This is a genomic window from Rhizobacter sp. Root1221 (assembly GCF_001425785.1).
In the GTDB taxonomy this organism is placed as follows: Bacteria; Pseudomonadota; Gammaproteobacteria; order Burkholderiales; family Burkholderiaceae_C; genus Rhizobacter.
The window spans coordinates 26,421-44,885 of the sequence record NZ_LMDI01000014.1; the positions used below are offsets into that span (position 1 = coordinate 26,421).

General features: G+C 66.5%; 19 protein-coding genes. 10 read left to right on the forward strand and 9 right to left on the reverse strand.

Annotation, left to right across the window (positions count from 1 at the left end):
• From ASC87_RS12295 to ASC87_RS12315, 5 genes are all read right to left on the reverse strand, one after another.
• On the reverse strand, window positions 1-705 hold the full coding sequence (locus ASC87_RS12295; protein ID WP_056661705.1) for a succinate dehydrogenase iron-sulfur subunit: 705 nt from the start codon (window positions 703-705) through the stop codon (window positions 1-3).
• Between the two features lie 37 nt (window positions 706-742).
• Entirely contained in the window at window positions 743-2,467 is a 1,725-nt protein-coding gene (gene sdhA / locus ASC87_RS12300; RefSeq protein ID WP_369820758.1) for a succinate dehydrogenase flavoprotein subunit, read from the reverse strand.
• Window positions 2,468-2,538: 71 nt separating this feature from the next.
• Window positions 2,539-2,904: a succinate dehydrogenase, hydrophobic membrane anchor protein gene (sdhD, locus tag ASC87_RS12305; protein WP_056661714.1), complete on the reverse strand. Its 366-nt coding sequence runs from the start codon at window positions 2,902-2,904 to the stop codon at window positions 2,539-2,541.
• Window positions 2,905-2,920: 16 nt separating this feature from the next.
• Complete coding sequence (gene sdhC, locus ASC87_RS12310) at window positions 2,921-3,337, reverse strand: succinate dehydrogenase, cytochrome b556 subunit (RefSeq protein WP_056661717.1); 417 nt, start codon at window positions 3,335-3,337, stop codon at window positions 2,921-2,923.
• Window positions 3,338-3,498: 161 nt separating this feature from the next.
• Window positions 3,499-4,260: a GntR family transcriptional regulator gene (locus ASC87_RS12315; protein WP_056661724.1), complete on the reverse strand. Its 762-nt coding sequence runs from the start codon at window positions 4,258-4,260 to the stop codon at window positions 3,499-3,501.
• Window positions 4,261-4,475: 215 nt separating this feature from the next.
• On the opposite strand from ASC87_RS12315, the gene ASC87_RS12320 reads away from it, so the two are divergent.
• The 6 genes from ASC87_RS12320 (at window position 4,476) to acnB (ending at window position 10,816) form a co-directional block, all read left to right on the forward strand.
• Entirely contained in the window at window positions 4,476-5,462 is a 987-nt protein-coding gene (locus ASC87_RS12320; RefSeq protein WP_056661727.1) for a malate dehydrogenase, read from the forward strand.
• 99 nt (window positions 5,463-5,561) lie between these two features.
• Window positions 5,562-6,569, forward strand: coding sequence for a CoA ester lyase (locus ASC87_RS12325; protein WP_056661730.1), 1,008 nt, complete (start codon window positions 5,562-5,564; stop codon window positions 6,567-6,569).
• Between the two features lie 307 nt (window positions 6,570-6,876).
• Window positions 6,877-7,383 carry a hypothetical protein gene (locus ASC87_RS32720; RefSeq protein WP_056661733.1) on the forward strand — a complete coding sequence of 169 codons (507 nt, stop codon included), beginning with the start codon at window positions 6,877-6,879 and terminating at the stop codon, window positions 7,381-7,383.
• Between the two features lie 126 nt (window positions 7,384-7,509).
• Window positions 7,510-7,758: an AbrB/MazE/SpoVT family DNA-binding domain-containing protein gene (locus tag ASC87_RS12335; RefSeq protein WP_056661736.1), complete on the forward strand. Its 249-nt coding sequence runs from the start codon at window positions 7,510-7,512 to the stop codon at window positions 7,756-7,758.
• Window positions 7,755-8,162, forward strand: coding sequence for a type II toxin-antitoxin system VapC family toxin (locus ASC87_RS12340; RefSeq protein ID WP_056661739.1), 408 nt, complete (start codon window positions 7,755-7,757; stop codon window positions 8,160-8,162). Before ASC87_RS12335 ends, ASC87_RS12340 begins: the two co-directional genes overlap by 4 nt.
• Before the next feature lie 68 nt (window positions 8,163-8,230).
• The gene (gene acnB / locus ASC87_RS12345) at window positions 8,231-10,816 is read left to right on the forward strand and encodes a bifunctional aconitate hydratase 2/2-methylisocitrate dehydratase (protein ID WP_056661742.1); all 2,586 of its coding nucleotides are present in this window, start codon (window positions 8,231-8,233) and stop codon (window positions 10,814-10,816) included.
• 9 nt (window positions 10,817-10,825) lie between these two features.
• Here the strand turns inward: acnB and ASC87_RS12350 are convergent, their stop codons facing one another.
• Window positions 10,826-11,734 (reverse strand): LysR family transcriptional regulator, encoded by a 909-nt coding sequence (locus tag ASC87_RS12350; protein ID WP_056661745.1) that lies wholly within the window; start codon window positions 11,732-11,734, stop codon window positions 10,826-10,828.
• A 64-nt stretch (window positions 11,735-11,798) separates the two neighbouring features.
• On the opposite strand from ASC87_RS12350, the gene ASC87_RS12355 reads away from it, so the two are divergent.
• Window positions 11,799-12,953, forward strand: coding sequence for a YbfB/YjiJ family MFS transporter (locus tag ASC87_RS12355; RefSeq protein ID WP_056661748.1), 1,155 nt, complete (start codon window positions 11,799-11,801; stop codon window positions 12,951-12,953).
• Complete coding sequence (locus tag ASC87_RS12360) at window positions 12,950-13,543, forward strand: carboxymuconolactone decarboxylase family protein (RefSeq protein ID WP_056661751.1); 594 nt, start codon at window positions 12,950-12,952, stop codon at window positions 13,541-13,543. Before ASC87_RS12355 ends, ASC87_RS12360 begins: the two co-directional genes overlap by 4 nt.
• Before the next feature lie 6 nt (window positions 13,544-13,549).
• On the opposite strand, the gene ASC87_RS12365 is transcribed toward ASC87_RS12360, so the two are convergent.
• Together ASC87_RS12365 and ASC87_RS12370 are read right to left on the reverse strand one after the other, a co-directional pair.
• Window positions 13,550-14,005: a hypothetical protein gene (locus ASC87_RS12365; protein WP_056661754.1), complete on the reverse strand. Its 456-nt coding sequence runs from the start codon at window positions 14,003-14,005 to the stop codon at window positions 13,550-13,552.
• 173 nt (window positions 14,006-14,178) lie between these two features.
• On the reverse strand, window positions 14,179-15,234 hold the full coding sequence (locus tag ASC87_RS12370) for a nucleotidyltransferase domain-containing protein (RefSeq protein ID WP_056661757.1): 1,056 nt from the start codon (window positions 15,232-15,234) through the stop codon (window positions 14,179-14,181).
• Between the two features lie 566 nt (window positions 15,235-15,800).
• Here ASC87_RS12370 and ASC87_RS12375 point away from each other — a divergent pair.
• Window positions 15,801-17,078 (forward strand): hypothetical protein, encoded by a 1,278-nt coding sequence (locus tag ASC87_RS12375; RefSeq protein ID WP_235582153.1) that lies wholly within the window; start codon window positions 15,801-15,803, stop codon window positions 17,076-17,078.
• Between the two features lie 124 nt (window positions 17,079-17,202).
• On the opposite strand, the gene ASC87_RS12380 is transcribed toward ASC87_RS12375, so the two are convergent.
• Entirely contained in the window at window positions 17,203-17,679 is a 477-nt protein-coding gene (locus ASC87_RS12380) for a VOC family protein (RefSeq protein ID WP_056661763.1), read from the reverse strand.
• A 322-nt stretch (window positions 17,680-18,001) separates the two neighbouring features.
• On the opposite strand from ASC87_RS12380, the gene ASC87_RS12385 reads away from it, so the two are divergent.
• Window positions 18,002-18,367 (forward strand): nuclear transport factor 2 family protein, encoded by a 366-nt coding sequence (locus ASC87_RS12385; RefSeq protein ID WP_056661766.1) that lies wholly within the window; start codon window positions 18,002-18,004, stop codon window positions 18,365-18,367.
• The last annotated feature ends 98 nt before the right edge of the window (window positions 18,368-18,465 follow it).

The window sequence follows — 18,465 nt, forward strand, 5'->3', positions numbered from 1 at the left end:
TTAAACCGCGCGGCGAACCATCAGCTCTTTGATCTTGCCAATGGCCTTGGTAGGGTTGAGGCCCTTCGGGCACACGTCCACACAATTCATGATGGTGTGGCAGCGGAACAGGCGGTAGGGGTCCTCGAGGTTGTCGAGGCGGGCCGCCGTGTCGTGGTCGCGGCTGTCGGCAATGAACCGGTATGCCTGGAGCAGGCCGGCGGGGCCGACGAACTTGTCGGGGTTCCACCAGAAGCTCGGGCAGCTCGTGGAGCAGCTGGCGCACAGGATGCACTCGTACAGGCCGTTGAGTTCTTCGCGTTCTTCGGGCGACTGCAGGCGCTCCTTCTCGGGCGGCAGCACGTCGTTCACGAGGTACGGCTTGATCGAGTTGTACTGCGTGAAGAACTGCGTCATGTCGACGATCAGGTCGCGGATGACCGGCAGGCCGGGCAGCGGCTTCAGCACGATCGGGTCCTTCAGCGAACGCATGTTCGTGAGGCAGGCGAGACCGTTCTTGCCGTTGATGTTCATGGCGTCCGAACCGCAGACGCCTTCACGGCACGAGCGGCGGAACGACAGGGTGGGATCGACCTGCTTGAGCTTCATCAACGCGTCGAGCAGCATGCGCTCGCTGCCGTCGAGTTCGACCTCGATGGTCTGCATGCGCGGTTTCGCGTCGGTGTCGGGGTCGTAGCGGTAGATCTGGAAGACACGCTTGGTCATGGGAATATTCCTGGGGCGCTAGAGGAGGACCGGCCGTTCAGAACGAACGGACCTTCGGCGGGATGGACTCGGTGGTCAGCGGCTTGAGATTCACGGGCTTGTACTCGAGGCGCAGGTCCGACGAGTACCACAGCGTGTGCTTCATCCACTCCTCATCGTTGCGCCCGTTCGGGTACTTCGGCGAATCGGCGTAGTCGTCCACCGTGTGGGCGCCACGGCTTTCGGTGCGGGCGGCGGCCGAGATCATGGTGGCCAGGGCCACCTCGATCAGGTTTTCCACTTCCAGCGCCTCGATGCGGGCCGTGTTGAACACCTTGGACTTGTCGGCCAGGTGGATGCCCTTCACGCGTTGCGCGACTTCCTTGATCTTCGCCACGCCTTCGTTCATCGAGGCCTGGGTGCGGAACACGCCGGCGTGCTGCTGCATCGTGGCGCGGATGTCGTTGGCGACGTCCTGGGAGTACTCGCCCCCGGTGCTGGTCTCGTACCGGGCCAGGCGCGACAGCGTGTAGTCGGCGGCGGTGGCCGGCAGGTCCTTGTGGCCCTTGGCCTTCAGGTTGCTGTCGACGATGTGGTTGCCGGCCGCACGGCCGAACACCAGCAGGTCGAGCAGCGAGTTGGTGCCGAGGCGGTTGGCGCCGTGCACGCTCACGCAGGCACATTCGCCCACGGCGTACAAGCCGTTGATGACCTCGTTGACCCCATCCTTCGGCACGACCACCTGGCCATGGATGTTGGTGGGAATGCCACCCATCTGGTAGTGGATGGTGGGCACCACGGGGATCGGTTCCTTCGTGATGTCGACGTTCGCGAAGTTGTGGCCGATCTCGAACACGGACGGCAGGCGCTTCATGATCGTCTCGGCGCCCAGGTGGGTCATGTCGAGGACGACGTAGTCCTTGTTGGGGCCGCAGCCACGGCCTTCCTTGATTTCCTGGTCCATGCAGCGGGACACGAAGTCGCGCGGGGCCAGGTCCTTCAGCGTGGGCGCGTAGCGTTCCATGAAACGCTCGCCGTTGCTGTTGCGCAGGATGGCGCCTTCACCGCGGCAGCCTTCCGTGAGCAGCACGCCCGCACCGGCCACGCCAGTGGGGTGGAACTGCCAGAACTCCATGTCCTGCAGCGGGATGCCGGCACGTGCGGCCATGCCCAGGCCGTCGCCCGTGTTGATGAACGCGTTGGTGGAGGCCGCGAAGATGCGCCCTGCCCCGCCGGTGGCGAGCAGCACGGTCTTGGCTTCGAGGATGTGGATGTCCCCGGTTTCCATTTCGAGCGCGGTCACGCCGAGCACGTCGCCCGCGTCGTTGCGGATCAGGTCGAGGGCCATCCACTCGACGAAGAAGTTCGTGCGGGCCTTGACGTTCTGCTGGTACAGCGTGTGCAGCATCGCGTGGCCGGTGCGGTCGGCCGCGGCGCAGGCGCGCTGGACGGGCTTTTCACCGTAGTTGGCGGTGTGGCCGCCGAACGGACGCTGGTAGATGGTGCCGTCGGGGTTGCGGTCGAACGGCATGCCGAAGTGTTCGAGCTCGTAGACCACCTTCGGGGCTTCACGGCACATGAACTCGATGGCGTCCTGGTCGCCGAGCCAGTCGGAACCCTTCACCGTGTCGAAGAAGTGGTAGTGCCAGTTGTCCTCGGACATGTTGCCGAGGGAGGCACCGATGCCACCCTGCGCCGCCACCGTGTGCGAGCGGGTAGGGAACACCTTGGACAGCACGGCCACGTTCAGGCCGGCCTGGGCGAGCTGCAGCGAGGCCCGCATGCCGGAGCCACCAGCCCCGACGATCACGACGTCGAACTTGCGCTTGGTCACAGAAGAAGTTGCGCTCACGTTTACAGTCTCCACAGCACTTGAACGGCCCAGCCGCCACACCCCACCAGCCACACGATCGTGGCCACCTGCAACGCCAGCTTCACGCCCACGTGCTTGACGTAGTCCATCAGCACGTCACGCATGCCCACCCACACGTGGTACAGCAGCGCGATGATCGTGACGAACGTCAGCAGCTTCATCCACTGGGCCGAGAAGATGCCCTGCCACTTCGCATGGCCCATCTTGGCGCCGAGCAGCAGCTGCAACACCAGCGCGACCGTGAAGAGGGCCATCAGCACGGCGGTGACGCGCTGGGCGAGCCAGTCGCGCAGGCCGTAGTGCGCGCCGGTGACGACGCGCTTGGAACCGTAGTTCGGAGTTGTCATGTTCCTGGGGTCCGGATCAGAAGAAGAGCTTGAAGCCGAGGGCTGCGGTCAACAGCAGGCTCACGGCCAGCGTCACGAGGGCCGAGGTGCGGCCGAATTGCTTGCTCACCGAGTGGGTGGCGTCCATCCAGAGGTGGCGCACGCCGGCGGTGAAGTGGTGCAGGTACGACCAGATCAGCCCGAGCACCACGATCTTGAAGAACCAGCCTGGCACGACGCCGAGGCCACCGATGAACACGTCGGCGAGGAACTGGTACGAGATGTCGGATTCGAGGCTCTTGTCGAGCAGCCAGATGATGAACGGCAGCAGCACGAACATGATGATGCCGCTCAGGCGATGCAGGATCGAGACCCACGCCGCCGGCGGCAGCGGGTACTGGGTCGCATCGACGAGGCGCATCGGGCCCGGCCGTTGTTTGATGGTGTCTGACATAAAACCTCGTTTTTGCTCTGACAAAGATGCTGAAGAGAAGGGCCAACCCGCTTCGGCGCCCAGGGTGCCGATGGCCACAGTAAACCTGTGGATTTTATTGCAACGCAGCACGTTCGGGTGGCACCAATGTGGCGCAAGCGCACGAAACGCACAAACGCCCGTCAACTGAGTTCGTTCCGGTAGTAGTGAGCCTCGGTGTTGTAGAGGCCGCGCCGCAGCTCGACCGGCTTGTCGCCATAGGTGCGCGACAAGCGCTCCACGCTCAGAAGCGGGGTGCCCGCTTCCACCTGCAGCAACTCGGCGGCCGTCTGGTCGGCGGCAACCGCCCGCAGTTGCTCCTCGGCGCGAATCATGCGCACGCCGAATTCGGTTTCGAACAACCCGTACAAGGGGCCACGGTACTCGCCGAGCCGCTCGGCGGTGAGGCCCTTGAACAGGTTGCCGGGCAGCCAGATGTCATCGAGCACCACCGGCACGCCGCGAAACAGCATCACGCGGCGCACTTCCACCACCGTGTCGCCGGCCTTGAGCTCGAGCGCGCGGCTCACGTCGGCCGGGGCCCGCATGCGGCGGCAGTCGATCACGCGGCGCGTGACGTTGCCGGGCTCCCCGTCGTCGGCCATCAGGCGGAGGAAGCGGAACTGGATCTTCTGTTCGGAATGGGTGGCGACGAAGGTGCCCTTGCCCTGGCGGCGCACGACGAGGTTTTCGTCGGCCATGGCATCGATGGCCTTGCGCACCGTGCCCTGGCTCACCTTGTAGCGGGCGGCGAGCTCGATCTCGCTCGGGATCATCTCGCCCGGACGCCATTCGCCGGCCTGCAGGCTGCGCGTGATCAGCGTCTTGATCTGCTGGTACAGCGGGCTGAATGCCGGGCCGTCCGACACCGGGTCGGCAGCAGAAGGCGTGAGGGACGAGACCATGACCGGGATTGCAGCACAAGCCCCTGCTCCCGTCCATGAATCCCGACCAATGTCTTATATAAGACATAAGAGCGTTGACGGGCTTCGGGTTGCCCCCTAGACTCGCCTACACTTCCGGTTTGGCCCGGCGCGTTGAGCCGCGTCCTGTCACACTGTACGACCGACGCCCGAGCGCCACCGACGAATACCCACTACCCCTCCTGCGGAGTCCTTCCATGAGCAAGAAACCCGTTCGCGTTGCTGTCACCGGTGCTGCCGGCCAGATCGGCTATGCCCTGCTGTTCCGTATCGCCTCTGGCGAGATGCTGGGCAAGGACCAGCCGGTGATCCTGCAACTGCTGGAAATCCCCGACGAAAAAGCCCAGAACGCGCTCAAGGGCGTGATCATGGAACTGGAAGACTGCGCGTTCCCGCTGCTCGCCGGCATCGAAGCCCACAGCGACGCGAAGGCCGCCTTCAAGGACACCGACTACGCCATCCTCGTGGGCGCCCGCCCCCGCGGCCCGGGCATGGAGCGCAAGGACCTGCTGAGCGCCAACGCCCAGATCTTCACGGTGCAAGGCAAGGCCCTGAACGAAGTGGCTTCGCGCAACGTGAAGGTGCTCGTGGTGGGCAACCCCGCCAACACCAACGCCTACATCGCGATGAAGAGCGCGCCGAGCCTGCCGCGCGAGAACTTCACCGCCATGCTGCGCCTCGACCACAACCGCGCTGCCTCGCAGATCGCCGCGAAGACCGGCAAGGCCGTCGCCGGCATCGAGAAGCTGGCCGTCTGGGGCAACCACTCGCCCACGATGTACGCCGACTACCGCTTCGCCACCATCGACGGCAAGGGTGTCAAGGACCTGATCAACGACGACGTGTGGAACCGTGACACGTTCCTGCCCACCGTGGGCAAGCGTGGCGCCGCCATCATCGCCGCCCGCGGCGTGAGCTCGGCCGCATCGGCCGCCAACGCCGCCATCGACCACATGCGCGACTGGGCCCTGGGCACCAACGGCAAGTGGGTCACGATGGGCGTGCCGTCGAACGGCGAATACGGCATCCCGAAGGACGTGATCTTCGGCTTCCCGGTCACCACCGAGAACGGCAAATACAAGATCGTCGAAGGCCTGGCCATCGACTCGTTCAGCCAGGAACGCATCGACCTGACGCTGAAGGAACTCACCGAAGAGCAAGACGGCGTCAAGCACCTGCTCTGAGCGGGCCCTGACCCCTACCTGCGCGGCGAGCGATCGCCGCCTCCCAAAAGGCCAGCACTCCCCTGCTGGCCTTTTTTGCATTCGACCGAGGAAAACGCCATGAAGGCCGCAGCCCCCCACCCCCGCGTCGCGCTGTTCGAATCCGGCGAACGCGCCCCTGCCCTGCCCGTCTGCGACCACTACGCCGGCGTGCCGGCCCGCATGACCAAGAGCCTGCAGATGCAGGCCGACCTGGGCCCCGTGTTCGACCTCACCCTCGATTGCGAGGACGGCGCGCCGGTGGGCGGCGAGGCCGAGCACGTGACCATGGCGGCGGAGATGGTCATGTCGGCGCAGAACCTGCACGGCCGCGTGGGCGCACGCGTGCACCCGGTGGACCACCCCGCATTCGAGAACGACGTGGACACCCTGGTGCGCACCGCCGGCCCGCGCCTCGCCTACCTGATGGTGCCGAAGGTGGCCGGGCTGGCCCAGGCCGGGCAGGCCATCGCGGCGATCGACGACGCCGCCCGCCGCCACGGCGTGGCGCGTGCGATCCCGGTGCACGCCCTGATCGAAACCCACGGCGGGTTGCGCGAGGTGTTCGACATCGCCGCGCTGCCGCGCATCGAATCGCTGTCGTTCGGGCTGATGGACTTCGTCTCGGCACACCGTGGCGCCATCCCCCAGGTGGGCATGAGTGCGCTGGGTCAGTTCGAGCACCCGCTCGTGCTGCGCGCCAAGCTCGAGATCTCGGCGGCGTGCCATGCTTCGGCCAAGACGCCGTCGCACTGCGTGGTCACCGAGTTCCGCAAGGCCAGCCTGCTGCAGGAAGCCGCCACGAAGGCCTGCCGGCAACTGGGCTACCTGCGGATGTGGAGCATCCACCCCGACCAGATCCGCCCCATCGTCGAGGCCTTCGCACCCACCGCGGCCGAGACCGACCTCGCCACCGAGATCCTCGTGGCCGCGCGAGCCGCCCACTGGGCACCCATCAGCCACCGCGACACGCTGCACGACCGGGCGAGCTACCGCTACTTCTGGCACGTGCTCGAACGCGCGCACCGCACCGGCCAACCCCTGCCCGCAGAGGTGCGGGAGGCGTTTTTCGATGACCTGGCCACGTGAGACTGTGGCAACGCCGTCACACCCTTCCAAACAATTGTTTCCGCATCCAGACGCTCCGGCGCGCCAGGCCTAGCACGCCGCCACCCCGGCGTGGGCCCGGTCACCCCGGTGCCGACGTGAATTCGCGCACGCGCGCGGGGCGCCCGTCACGCCGGACCTGTCCCCTGGCGGAAGCAGGCCTGCGCGGACACGCCTCCCTGGCCGAGGCCGCGCGTGCAATTTGTTGCAATCAGGGCGCACCCCCGGTGTCTCCCGTCAATACACCACCCCACAATCCCGGTCACCTTCAACATCCCGGAGTTTCCCGATGATCCGCATTGCCGCTCTTGCAGCCGCCTTCGCCCTCACGAGCGTGTCCGCCCTGGCCCAGCAAGCCGCCACCCCGGCCGCTGCCAAGCCCGCCGCCGCCAAGCCTGCTGCCGCCAAGGCCGCCAAACCTGCCAAGGGCAAGAAGGCCGCCCCGGCACCGAAAGCACTGGCTCCCGCAGACCAGACCCAACTGATGGCCGCCGAACGCGTGTACTTCGGCGACTACGAATGCGACTTCAAGCAAACGCTGCAGATCGCCATGAACCCGAAGAACGCCGGCTACGTGGACGTGGCCTTCAAGAAGGGCGTCTACACGATGAAGCCGATCCTCTCGTCTACCGGCGCGCTGCGCCTCGAAGACGTGACCGGCCGCACGCTGCTGATCCAGATCGCCAACAAGTCCATGCTGATGGACGTGAAGGCCGGCCAGCGCCTGGTCGACGACTGCGTGCATGAGAAGCAGCGCGAATCGTCGCAGGCCGTGAAGGCCCAGCAGACCAACTGATCTGCCCCACCCCGGAGAACGCCCCGTTCTCCGTGATGATTTGCCCGAGCACTTCGCTCGGACGATCACACTCCGATCGGATCGGTACGTATAATTCGTACGTACTGATTCTTTCGGAGTCGCCCCATGGAAGCCATCGTTGCGGAACGCGGCCAGATCACGCTGCCCAAGGCCGTGCGTGATGCACTGGGGCTGACCAAGGGCACCACCCTCAAGGTCGAACTCGACGGCGGCCGCATCATCCTGCGCAAGGATGTCAGCAAGGCCCTGCGCGAGGCCCGCGGCAAATTCAAGCTCGTCGACGGATTCACGTCCACCGATGACGCCATGCGCGCCGTGCGTGGCCGCGCCCCCAACGACCCCCTCGATCAATGATCGCCGTCGACTCCTCCGTGCTGTTCGACGTGCTCATCGGCGACCCGGTGTATGCCGCGGCGTCGGAAACCTGCATCGGTGACGCCCTCGCCCGCGACGACGTGGTCGTCTGCGAAGCCGTGGTGGCCGAGGTGCAATCCATGCTCGACACCTCCGTGAGCCTCATGGACACGCTGTCCCAGCTCGGCATCCGCTACGACCCCGTGGGTGAAGCCGCGGCCATGCGCGCTGGCCACATGAACCGGCGCTTCCGCGCCCGCGGCGGCAAACGCGACCGCGTGGTGGCCGATTTCCTCGTCGGGGCCCACGCCTTGCTTCAATGCGACGCCCTGATCACCCGGGACGCCGGTTTCTTCCAGGATTTTTTCAAGGGCCTCAAGGTCATCCAGCCCACCGCCTCATGAGGGCGGAAGGTCCAACCTACCCGTTTTTTGGGGCCTACGTCCCCGTTTTTTCAGAGAGAGAACACACCATGCTCCAAGCCTACCGCCAACACGTTGCCGATCGCGCCGCCCTCGGCATCCCCCCGCTGCCGCTGTCTGCCCAGCAAACCGCCGAGCTGATCGAGCTGCTGAAGGCACCGCCGGCGGGCGAAGGCGCCACGCTGGTGCAACTGCTCACCCACCGCGTGCCGGCCGGCGTGGACGACGCGGCCAAGGTCAAGGCCTCCTACCTGGCGGCCGTGGCCCATGGCACGGAAGTGTGCTCGCTGGTCTCGCGCGAACAAGCCACCGACCTGCTGGGCACGATGCTCGGCGGCTACAACATCAGCCCGCTGATCGACCTGCTGGACGACGCTGGCGTGGCCGCGAACGCCGCCAAGGCGCTCAAGAGCACGCTGCTGATGTTCGACCAGTTCCATGACGTCAAGGACAAGGCCGACAAGGGCAACGCCTTCGCCAAGGAAGTGCTGCAGAGCTGGGCCGACGCCGAGTGGTTCACCAACCGCCCGGAAGTGCCGCAAAGCATCACCGTCGGCATCTTCAAGGTCACCGGCGAAACCAACACGGACGACCTGTCGCCCGCACCTGACGCCTGGAGCCGTCCGGACATCCCGCTGCACGCCCTGGCGATGCTGAAGAACAAGCGCGACGGCATCACGCCGGAAGAAGACGGCAAGCGCGGCCCCATCAAGTTCATCGAGGACCTGCGCGCGCAAGGCAACCTCGTGGCCTACGTGGGCGACGTGGTGGGCACGGGTTCGAGCCGCAAGTCGGCCACCAACTCGGTGCTGTGGTTCACCGGTGAAGACATCCCGTTCGTGCCGAACAAGCGTTTCGGTGGCGTGTGCCTCGGCAACAAGATCGCCCCGATCTTCTACAACACGATGGAAGACGCCGGCGCACTGCCGATCGAACTCGACGTGGCCCAGATGAACATGGGCGACGTGGTGGAGCTGCGCCCGTACGACGGCAAGGCGCTCAAGGACGGCAAGGTCATCGCCGAATTCACCGTCAAGAGCGACGTGCTGTTCGACGAAGTGCGCGCCGGCGGCCGCATTCCGCTGATCATCGGCCGCGGCCTCACCGCCAAGGCGCGCGAGGCCCTCGGCCTGCCGCCGAGCACGCTGTTCCGCCTGCCGCAGAACCCGGCCGACACCAAGAAGGGCTTCTCGCTCGCGCAGAAGATGGTGGGCCGCGCCTGCGGTCTCCCGGAAGGCCAGGGCGTTCGCCCGGGCACGTACTGCGAACCGCGCATGACGTCGGTGGGCTCGCAAGACACCACGGGCCCGATGACCCGCGACGAATTGAAGGACCTGGCCTGCCTCGGCTTCAGCGCCGACCTGGTGATGCAGAGCTTCTGCCACACGGCCGCCTACCCGAAGCCCGTGGACGTGAAGACGCACCACGAGCTGCCCGAGTTCATCAGCACCCGTGGCGGCATCGCGCTGCGCCCGGGTGACGGCGTGATCCACAGCTGGCTCAACCGCTTCCTGCTGCCCGACACCGTGGGCACCGGCGGCGACAGCCACACCCGCTTCCCCATCGGCATCAGCTTCCCCGCCGGCTCCGGCCTCGTGGCGTTTGCCGCCGCCACCGGCGTGATGCCGCTCGACATGCCGGAAAGCGTGCTCGTGCGCTTCAAGGGCAAGATGCAGGACGGCGTCACGCTGCGCGACCTGGTGAACGCGATCCCGCTGTACGCCATCAAGCAAGGCCTGCTGACGGTCGAGAAGAAGGGCAAGAAGAACATCTTCTCCGGCCGCATCCTCGAGATCGAAGGCCTGCCCGACCTGAAGGTGGAACAGGCCTTCGAGCTGAGCGACGCCTCGGCCGAACGTTCGGCTGCCGGCTGCACCGTGCACCTGAACAAGGAGCCAATCATCGAGTACATCAACAGCAACATCACGCTGATGAAGTGGATGATCGCCGAAGGTTACGCCGATGCCCGCACGCTGGCCCGCCGCATCGCCGCGCAGGAAGCCTGGCTGAAGAACCCGCAGCTGCTCCAGGGCGACGCGGACGCCGACTACGCTGCCGTCATCGAGATCGACCTGGCCGACATCCACGAACCCATCGTGGCCTGCCCGAACGACCCGGACGACGTGAAGACGCTCGCCGAGGTGGCCGGCGCGAAGATCGACGAAGTGTTCATCGGCTCGTGCATGACCAACATCGGCCACTTCCGTGCCGCATCGAAGCTGCTCGAGAACAAGCGCGACATCCCGGTCAAGCTGTGGGTGGCCCCGCCCACCAAGATGGACGCGAAGAAGCTCAGCGACGAAGGCCACTACGGTGTGCTCGGCACGGCCGGCGCCCGCATGGAAATGCCGGGTTGCAGCCTGTGCATGGGCAACCAGGCCCAGGTGAAGGAAGGCGCCACGGTGTTCTCCACCAGCACCCGCAACTTCCCGAACCGCCTCGGCAAGAACAGCAACGTGTACCTCGGTTCCGCCGAGCTGGCCGCGATCTGCTCGAAGCTGGGCCGCATTCCCACGAAGGCCGAGTACCTGGCCGACATGGGTGTGCTGACCGCCGCCAGCGACAAGGTCTACCAGTACCTGAATTTCGACCGCATCGATGAGTTCACCGACGCGGCCGACAAGGTCACTGCTTGATCGTCGCCGTCACGCCGTGACTGCCTCGGGGCCCGCGAAAGCGGGCCTTTTTTCTTGCAGCGCGGCCAACAGGGCCAGCAAGCGCTCCAGCGCTGGCGACGGCGTGCCGTTCCAGGCCAGGTGCGTTCGGCTGGTGCCGATGGGCTCGGGCAGTGCGTGCTGCCGCACCTCGCTGGTGGCCCGCAGTGCGTGCAGCACCGACACCGGCACGATGGCGCAGCCGGTGCCCGCTGCCACGCAGGCGATGATGGCCTGGTAGCTGGCGAATTCCATGACGCGGCGGGGCATCACCTCGCCGGTGGCAAACCAGTCTTCCAGCTTGCGGCGGTACGAGCAGCCGCCCGGGAAGGCGAGGATGGTGCCGGTGAGCAGTTCACCGGCCTGTTGCACCGGCGGGTTCTGCTTGCCGGTGATGAGCACCAGTTCCTCCTCGAACACCGGCTGCGAGTTCAGGTCGGGTGCGCTGAACGGTTCACCCACGAACGCGGCATCGAGCTGGTAGTCGGCGAGCTTGCGCAGCAGCGCGCCGGTGGTGCCGGTCTGCAGTTCGATCACCACGCCCGGGTGGAGGCGGTGATAGCGCGACAGCAGCTTCGGCAGCCGGCTGCCTGCCGTGCTTTCCATCGAACCCAGCCGGAACGGCCCGCGTGCCGGGTCGGCGCGCAGCGCGCTTTCGGCCTCGTCGGCCAGGCGCAGCAGGCGTTCGGCATGCACCAGCAGCGCATCGCCCGCGGGGGTCAGCGCCAACGTGCGGCCCTGGCGCCGGAACAGCGCCACGCCAAGGCGCTGTTCCAGCTGCTTGATGCGGGTGGTGACGTTGCTCTGCACGCGGTGCAGGCGCGCGGCGGCGCGCACCACGCCCCCTTCACGCACCACGGTGCGGAAGATCTCCAGCGAGTCCAGGTCGAATGTTCTCATGGAGAGAATGTTAGGCATCGATAATTCATTTGTACAGCATGTCCCCAGCGCGTGTAATGAGGACATGGACGCGCAACACCCCTCCTCATCTGCCACATGGGCCGTGTGTGTCACGGGAGCGCTCGCGCTGGCCGTGGCGATGGGCATCGGCCGGTTCGCCTTCACGCCGCTGCTGCCGCTGATGCAGCAGGACGGGCAACTGGGCTTCAGTGGAGGAGCCTGGCTCGCTGCGGCCAACTACATCGGCTACCTGCTGGGGGCCCTGACGGCGCCCTGGCTGCCGGGCCAGCCCCGCGCCCAGGTGGTGGGCAGCCTGCTCGCCACGGCCGTGCTCACGGCCGCCACTTCCGCCCTCCCCGGCCTGTCGGGCTGGATCCCGCTGCGCCTGGCCGCCGGCATGGCCAGCGCGTGGACCCTGGTGGCCACCAGCGGCTGGGCCGTTTCCGCGCTCGCGTTGCGCCAGCGCGCGGATGCCGCGGGCTGGGTGTTCGCCGGCGTGGGCATGGGCATCGCCGCTGCGGGCGGCTGGGTGTGGTGGCATGCGTCGTCGGGCGCACCGGCGCTGTGGGTGCAGCTGGGGGGCATGGCCCTCGCGTTCACGGCGCTGGCGACGCTGCTCTGGCCCCGCGCGGCCTTGCCCGGCCGGGCCGCGCCCGTGGCGGACACCCCCTCGGCGCCGGCGGGCCGCCACGTGGCGCTCCTGCTGTGTTACGGCACGCTCGGTTTCGGCTACATCCTGCCGGCCACGTACCTGCCCGCCATGGCCCGTGACCTGATCGCGGACCCGCGCCAGTTCGGCCTCGTGTGGCCCGTGTTCGGGCTGGCCGCCGCGGCCTCCACCCTGCTGGCAGGCCGGGCGCTCCGCCGTTGGCCGGGCCGGCAGATCTGGGCCGCAAGCCACGCGGTGATGGCGTTGGGGTGCGCGCTGCCGCTGGCCAGCGCGTCCGGCCCGGCGGTCACGCTGGCCGCCCTGCTGGTCGGCGGCACCTTCATGGTTGCCACGATGACCGGACTGCAGGAGGCCCGGCGTCTTGCGCCCGCCAACCCGCGCCCGCTGCTCGCGCGCATGACCGCCGCGTTCGCCCTCGGCCAGATCGCCGGCCCGTTGCTGGTCCTGGCGCTGAGCCAACCGCTGGCGCAGGCCCTTGGCACACTCGCGCTGCTGGCCAGCGCGTGGTGGCTGTACCGCATCCCCCTTCAACACGGAGCCTCTCGATGAACACGACCCGACCCGCCGCCCCCGTCCCCCAGGGCCAAGGCGGTGAACGCCTGCCGCTGCCCCCGGCCGATCAAATGACCGGCGACCAGCGGGCGGTCATGCAAGACCTGGTGAACGGGCCCCGCAAGGGCGTCTACGGCCCCTTCATCCCGCTGATGCGCCAGCCGAAACTGCTGGAGCGCGTGGCCCAGCTGGGCGAAGTGCTGCGCTTCGGCGGCGGCTTGCCGGCCGACGTGCGCGAGCTGGTCATCAGCATCGTGGCCTGCCATGTGGGCAACCAGTTCGAATGGGTCATGCACGTGCCACTCGCGCAGGCGGCCGGTGTGCCGGCCGTGGCGCTCGAAGCCATCCGCCTGCGCCAGGCCCCGCAGGGCCTGGGCGCCGCGCAGCAGGCCGCCTGCGACTTCACGGTGGCGCTGCTGCAGCAGAACGAGGTATCCGACGCGGTGTACCAGCGCACCGCCACGGCCTTCGGCGAAGAGGGTGTCGTGGAACTGGGCACGCTGATCGGCTACTTCGCGATGGTGTCCTGGGTGATGAACGTGGCCCGCACGCCGTCGCGGCCCACGGCCGACGTCACGCCGCTGTAAGGGGGCTCAGCGCGGGCACCGCTTGTGCAGCGCGTAGGCACGGCCGTTCCATCGCCAGATGGGGAAGCAGTTGCCCGGCCCGCCGATCTCGATGTCGGGGTAGCCCATGTGTTGGGTCGGGAGCTCCGTGTGCATGCCGGGGAACCCGAACTGCGACTGCCAGCGGCCGGCCTTGTCCTTGATGTAAAGGTCGAGGTGCACGCCAGCCATGCCGCCGAGGCAGGTGCCCTGCACGCTGACGAACACCTCGGGCTGGCCGTCCCCGTTGAGGTCCACCACCTCGGCCTCGTAGGCGAGCTTCTCGTTGCAACTGCGGTCGAGGTACTGGCCGCGCAGCGCCTTGAAGCGCCCGCCGGTGGCCTCGGCCACCACCTTGGCGTCGGCTGCAGGAGGAGCGGCCGGGCACCACGCGGGCATCAGGCCCAGCCACAGCGCCGCGGCGGCGATCCGGATGTTGGTCATGGTGTACTCCTGCGTGAGCGCGTGCCCAGCATACGGCGAGGAGCCGCCAAACGGTACCCCGTGAACGGCGGGACTCCCTGGCGCAGGGGAAGGATCGTTGGCCCGACTGTTCTCACTGCACGCCTGTGGCGCACTTTGAGCTCCGGTGCCCGATCAGGGCCACCCGCGGCAGCTCACCTGGGCTTCACTCGCGCACGAGTTGCCTTCGGAGGGGCGCCTGGCCCTTCGGGATCGGCCGACTCCCACGCTGCATCCATGACCGCCTTCGGCAGCGACTTGAACGCGCCCCAGTTCGCCAAATGCGGGAGGCGTTCATCGATGAGCTTGATGACAGCACGAGCCTGCGCGACATCGCGACCCTTCTTCAACGGATCTCGATCCCGCTGCTTCGACAACCACAGCTTGTAGGCGGCGTACGCGCGCGGGTCGGGGCAAGTCATGTTGAATACACGCCCGTTGACGGCAACGACTGGCTGCGTGATCCGCGGCGCGCTCAACAGCCATTTCATGTTGGCGATGTCGGTGGCCACCAGGTCGTCGGTGAAGAATCGGTCGGGCTCATCTGCCCATGGAGGCGTGGGCGTCTGTCGAATGAGATCCACCATGAAACCCGAGCTGGCGCGCGCCCTGAACGACTGCTGCGCGTCCTGCGTGTAGCTCTTGTCGGCCTTGTGGAGGATGCCGAGAAGTCCGGACTCGGACAGTTCGGCGGACGCCGCAAGACTGAGCCTGACCTTGTGGTTCCACAGCAAGTCGACGTCGGTCGTGGCCATGATGTCGCCGTCGAATCGGACGCCGCCAAGGAATCCGTACGCGTGCATGGCGTTGGTACCGATCACCATCAGTCCCTTGCCCATCAATTGCGCATCATCCAGCGCTTGGCAGACGTCCGCAACCTCATTGGGCACGGTCCCGAGGCGCAGGGCCGCGTTGACCCTTGCATGGGTCGACATCGCAGTCTGGACTTGCTTGAAGCGCTCGGCAAGGGTCTCTTTGCGCTTCGTGAACTCAGCATGGATGCGCTCGGTCTCAGGAGACCTCGGCCCCATTGATTTGGCGTTGCCGCGCCGATCGTGGGTCCGATAGAGATACTCTCGATCCGCAACGCGCTTCCAGTGCATGCCGCCACGGTACTCAGTGAGCTGGTGCGCAACCTGGTGCCAGCCCTCGAACGCCGACGCTGCATCAAGGTATTGCTTGGCCTGGGCGTTGGAGATCTCGACGTACACGAATTATCCTTCGTTTTCGAATAATTCAAGAATGAAGGATAAATCGTTTATTGTCAATGACTTACCGACCATTCCAATCCACTCAAGCACTCCCCCGGTGGAAGGCAATGGGAAGAGGCTGGGGCTTGATCGTCCGCTTGCGGCTTGACAAGAGATTCAACGCAAAGACGCGAAGAACGCGGAGGCAGACGTGGGCCTGCTGACAGCCATGGCAAGGGGCGCCGCGCCTTCGCTGCGGGCGCCACCAGTTCGCTCCAGCGGCTGAGCTCAGCACCAGATCCCGCACGCTCAGCGACGCCAACAGTGCCACAGAGACACCCATGCCCAGAATCACATCCTCCAGCACCAGCTCACCCGATCGGGTCGCGCCCCTCCATCCCGTTGGCGGCGGCAGCACCAGGGAGATCGTTCCGTCGCACCCGTCGTCGCAGCAGCTCACCGGCCCCGAAGGCCTGCGCACACGCAGGCCGACTGTCGAGATGAATCCGGTCTCGAGCTCGCCGGATTCGCACGCTCAGCTGCTGTCGACGCGCCCGTCGCCGAACTCACGGAGTGGCGACCACATCATGGCCAGCCGCCTGCGCCACATGTTGGGAGCGCCGCAGGGCGGCATCGACCACATGTCCCCCGACATCAATGCGCGCTTGATCGTGAACGCCGGCGTGCTGCGCGAGAAAGGCTTCGACACGCCCGAGAAGGTGCAGGCGCTGCTGAAGACCGCCTGGCGGCACGATGCGATGCTGGCTGTCGGCGGGATGGGCTTGACCGGCAGCGCCGGCTACGCGATCGGCATGGAACTCGCCAACGAGAAGTTGATCGGCATGCTGCCCCCGCACATCCTGCGCAACCCGTCGCTGGTCGGCATGGTGGCCGGTCTGGGCGTCGGCGGGTTGGACGTGGCGATCAGCGTGATGGGGAAAGCCACCATGAAGCCGCTGCTCTACAACGGAGCCGAAGGTAACGCCCACCTGCCGGGCTCTGTCCAGGTACCTACCGGCGCCGAGGCGATCATGAATTCGATGAAGCTGGCCACCAGTGCCAACTTCCTGAAGAACCTGCCGCGCTTGGGCGCGCCGGCCACCCAGGCCTTCTTCGAGCGGCACTTCGGGGGGGTGAGCAACGGCTCCATCCTGCGTCTCACCGCCGATCGGGTCGACGTGACGCTGGACACCGGCTTGGGCTTGGCGGCGTCGGCTGCCGTGCAGTTCAAGAACCTGACGGGCGCCACCGGCTACGACGCCCGCATGCTGCTGCGTGACGACCTGGGCGAGGTGATCGACAAAATGCAGCGCAGCTACAAGGACAGCCTTGTCGACGTGGCCAAGGGCGTCGGCTCCGCCTTGACGCAGCCGGCGGTGCCGCTGGCGGTAACGGCAACCGTCGGCCTGTTCATCTCGGAGCTGTTCGCGGCCAACTCGATGATCGATTCCGCCGGCCACGCGGCGGCGGGCAGCCACAGCCACCTGCCGCCCGAACGAGCCGACTGGAGCGTGATGACTGGCAAGCGGGCGTCCAGCGTGGCGCTGATGGCCTTGATGACCGCCGCGATCGAGATCGGCGCGCCCATCGTCGGCGCTGCCGCCCAGGCGGCGACCGAGGCGGTCATGGACGGCGCCGGCAAGGCCAAGGAAAAGATCACCGGTGCGGCCACCACCGCGATGACATTCATCAGCGAGTCCGCCGGCCAGATGCCCAACATTGGCGGCTGGGTGGCGCAGCGCCTGCGGCTTGCCGCGCAGGCCCAGGCCACGCCGCACGCCGAAGCGGCCGAGGGCAGCGTCGAGATGGGACAGCAGAACTGTTCGCAGCGCCACACCGCCCGGATCGAGGACTTGCCGGTATGACCCGCAATGCCACCGTTCCGGCAAAGCCACCCGCCGCGAGCCAAGCGCCGTGCATGCGCACCCTTTGGCAGGCGATCGGGCATACAGGCTCAGCGTGACCTGCGCCGCGCCGAGGTCATCATGATCATTGGCTCTTCTGTTCGGCAGTGCCGAACGCGTCGCGCAGGAACGCGTCAAGTTCATCCTGCTGCAGCAGCTCGATCGAGAAGTGCCTGAACCGCCGGGGCAGCCACAAGATGCGTGCACCGCTCGGCGTCTGCAACGCGTCGCGTGACAGAGGCCGCCCGTGCTCGTCCTCCGGCTGCACGCCCTTGGCCACCAGTTCGTCGTACGCCGCGGCAATGTCGGGGGTGGCATAGCAGTGGCGGTAGATGGTGCCTTCGCCTTGCGTGTCGAGCAGGTCCTTCAGGTTGCCTGCGAGCGGCTGGACCAGCATGAAGCGTTCGGTTCCGAAGCGCACCACGGCGTATCGCACATCGAGACCGTCGCGGGTCCAGGTGAGGGTTCGAGAGATGTCCGCATCGAAGAGGCTCTCGTAGTACGCGCAGGCGGCCTGCAGATCGTGCACGAGGATGTCGACGTGGCTGAAGGCCAGTTGCATGAGGCGGGTCCTTGCCGTCAAGGTTTGAGACGTGCCATTAGAGCGTGGTGTCCTGTCCCACCAATAACGGGCATTCCAAGTAGAGCAGTTTGAGTGGCCACCGGGGCTCAAGATGGTCTCGACGGCTGCCGCAATCACGATGACGACGCAGCCCAATCGAACGCACGGATACCCAGGCCCCGGTGCGCATACGCCTACCCGGAGCGCAGGCTGCAGTGCAGGGAGCGAATCCGCTCGAGCAGGCGAGTCGAGGTCAAGATCGGCTTGCACGCTTCGGCCGAGCTGCTATAACTGTATATTCGTACAGCATGAGCCACTGAGCATGGAACCAAACGAACTGATCAGACTTTACGCGGACGCATGGAGCGAGCCTGACCGGGCGCTTAGACAGCAATTGCTCGAACGCGCATGGGCTGAGGACGGTACCTACACCGACCCAACTACACACATCGCAGGCAGACAGGGGCTCGTTGATCACATTGGCGGGGTCTTTGCGCAATTCCCGGGGGCCCGCCTTGAAGTTACGAGCGAGATCGATGTGCATCACGAGAAGCTTCGCTTCACCTGGCGCATGCTGCTTGCGAATGGGGAGGTGTTTCTGGATGGCGTTGACTTCGGTGAACTGTCCAGTACGGGCAAGCTGCATCGCATCGTCGGGTTCTTTGGGCCACCTGCGCTCAAGCCATAGACCGAGGGCCAACCCGGCCTGCGCCGGGATAACCGCCTGGTTTTTCCGGACAGCAGTGGGCCTTCGCAGGGGCGACGGCTTGTGTTGTTGCCTGACCA

Excerpts from the sequence above, each read along its gene's own strand:
- ASC87_RS12335 (WP_056661736.1), top strand. The coding sequence starts at position 7,510 with ATGGAAGCCATCGTTGCGGAACGCGGCCAGATCACGCTGCCCAAGGCC.
- ASC87_RS12315 (WP_056661724.1), bottom strand. The coding sequence starts at position 4,260 with ATGGTCTCGTCCCTCACGCCTTCTGCTGCCGACCCGGTGTCGGACGGC.
- ASC87_RS12355 (WP_056661748.1), top strand. The coding sequence starts at position 11,799 with ATGGACGCGCAACACCCCTCCTCATCTGCCACATGGGCCGTGTGTGTC.
- ASC87_RS12340 (WP_056661739.1), top strand. The coding sequence starts at position 7,755 with ATGATCGCCGTCGACTCCTCCGTGCTGTTCGACGTGCTCATCGGCGAC.
- sdhD (WP_056661714.1), bottom strand. The coding sequence starts at position 2,904 with ATGACAACTCCGAACTACGGTTCCAAGCGCGTCGTCACCGGCGCGCAC.
- ASC87_RS12375 (WP_235582153.1), top strand. The coding sequence starts at position 15,801 with ATGGCCAGCCGCCTGCGCCACATGTTGGGAGCGCCGCAGGGCGGCATC.
- ASC87_RS12385 (WP_056661766.1), top strand. The coding sequence starts at position 18,002 with ATGGAACCAAACGAACTGATCAGACTTTACGCGGACGCATGGAGCGAG.
- ASC87_RS32720 (WP_056661733.1), top strand. The coding sequence starts at position 6,877 with ATGATCCGCATTGCCGCTCTTGCAGCCGCCTTCGCCCTCACGAGCGTG.
- ASC87_RS12365 (WP_056661754.1), bottom strand. The coding sequence starts at position 14,005 with ATGACCAACATCCGGATCGCCGCCGCGGCGCTGTGGCTGGGCCTGATG.
- ASC87_RS12295 (WP_056661705.1), bottom strand. The coding sequence starts at position 705 with ATGACCAAGCGTGTCTTCCAGATCTACCGCTACGACCCCGACACCGAC.
- acnB (WP_056661742.1), top strand. The coding sequence starts at position 8,231 with ATGCTCCAAGCCTACCGCCAACACGTTGCCGATCGCGCCGCCCTCGGC.
- sdhC (WP_056661717.1), bottom strand. The coding sequence starts at position 3,337 with ATGTCAGACACCATCAAACAACGGCCGGGCCCGATGCGCCTCGTCGAT.
- ASC87_RS12325 (WP_056661730.1), top strand. The coding sequence starts at position 5,562 with ATGAAGGCCGCAGCCCCCCACCCCCGCGTCGCGCTGTTCGAATCCGGC.
- ASC87_RS12350 (WP_056661745.1), bottom strand. The coding sequence starts at position 11,734 with ATGAGAACATTCGACCTGGACTCGCTGGAGATCTTCCGCACCGTGGTG.
- ASC87_RS12380 (WP_056661763.1), bottom strand. The coding sequence starts at position 17,679 with ATGCAACTGGCCTTCAGCCACGTCGACATCCTCGTGCACGATCTGCAG.
- ASC87_RS12320 (WP_056661727.1), top strand. The coding sequence starts at position 4,476 with ATGAGCAAGAAACCCGTTCGCGTTGCTGTCACCGGTGCTGCCGGCCAG.
- sdhA (WP_369820758.1), bottom strand. The coding sequence starts at position 2,467 with ATGCGGGCCTCGCTGCAGCTCGCCCAGGCCGGCCTGAACGTGGCCGTG.
- ASC87_RS12360 (WP_056661751.1), top strand. The coding sequence starts at position 12,950 with ATGAACACGACCCGACCCGCCGCCCCCGTCCCCCAGGGCCAAGGCGGT.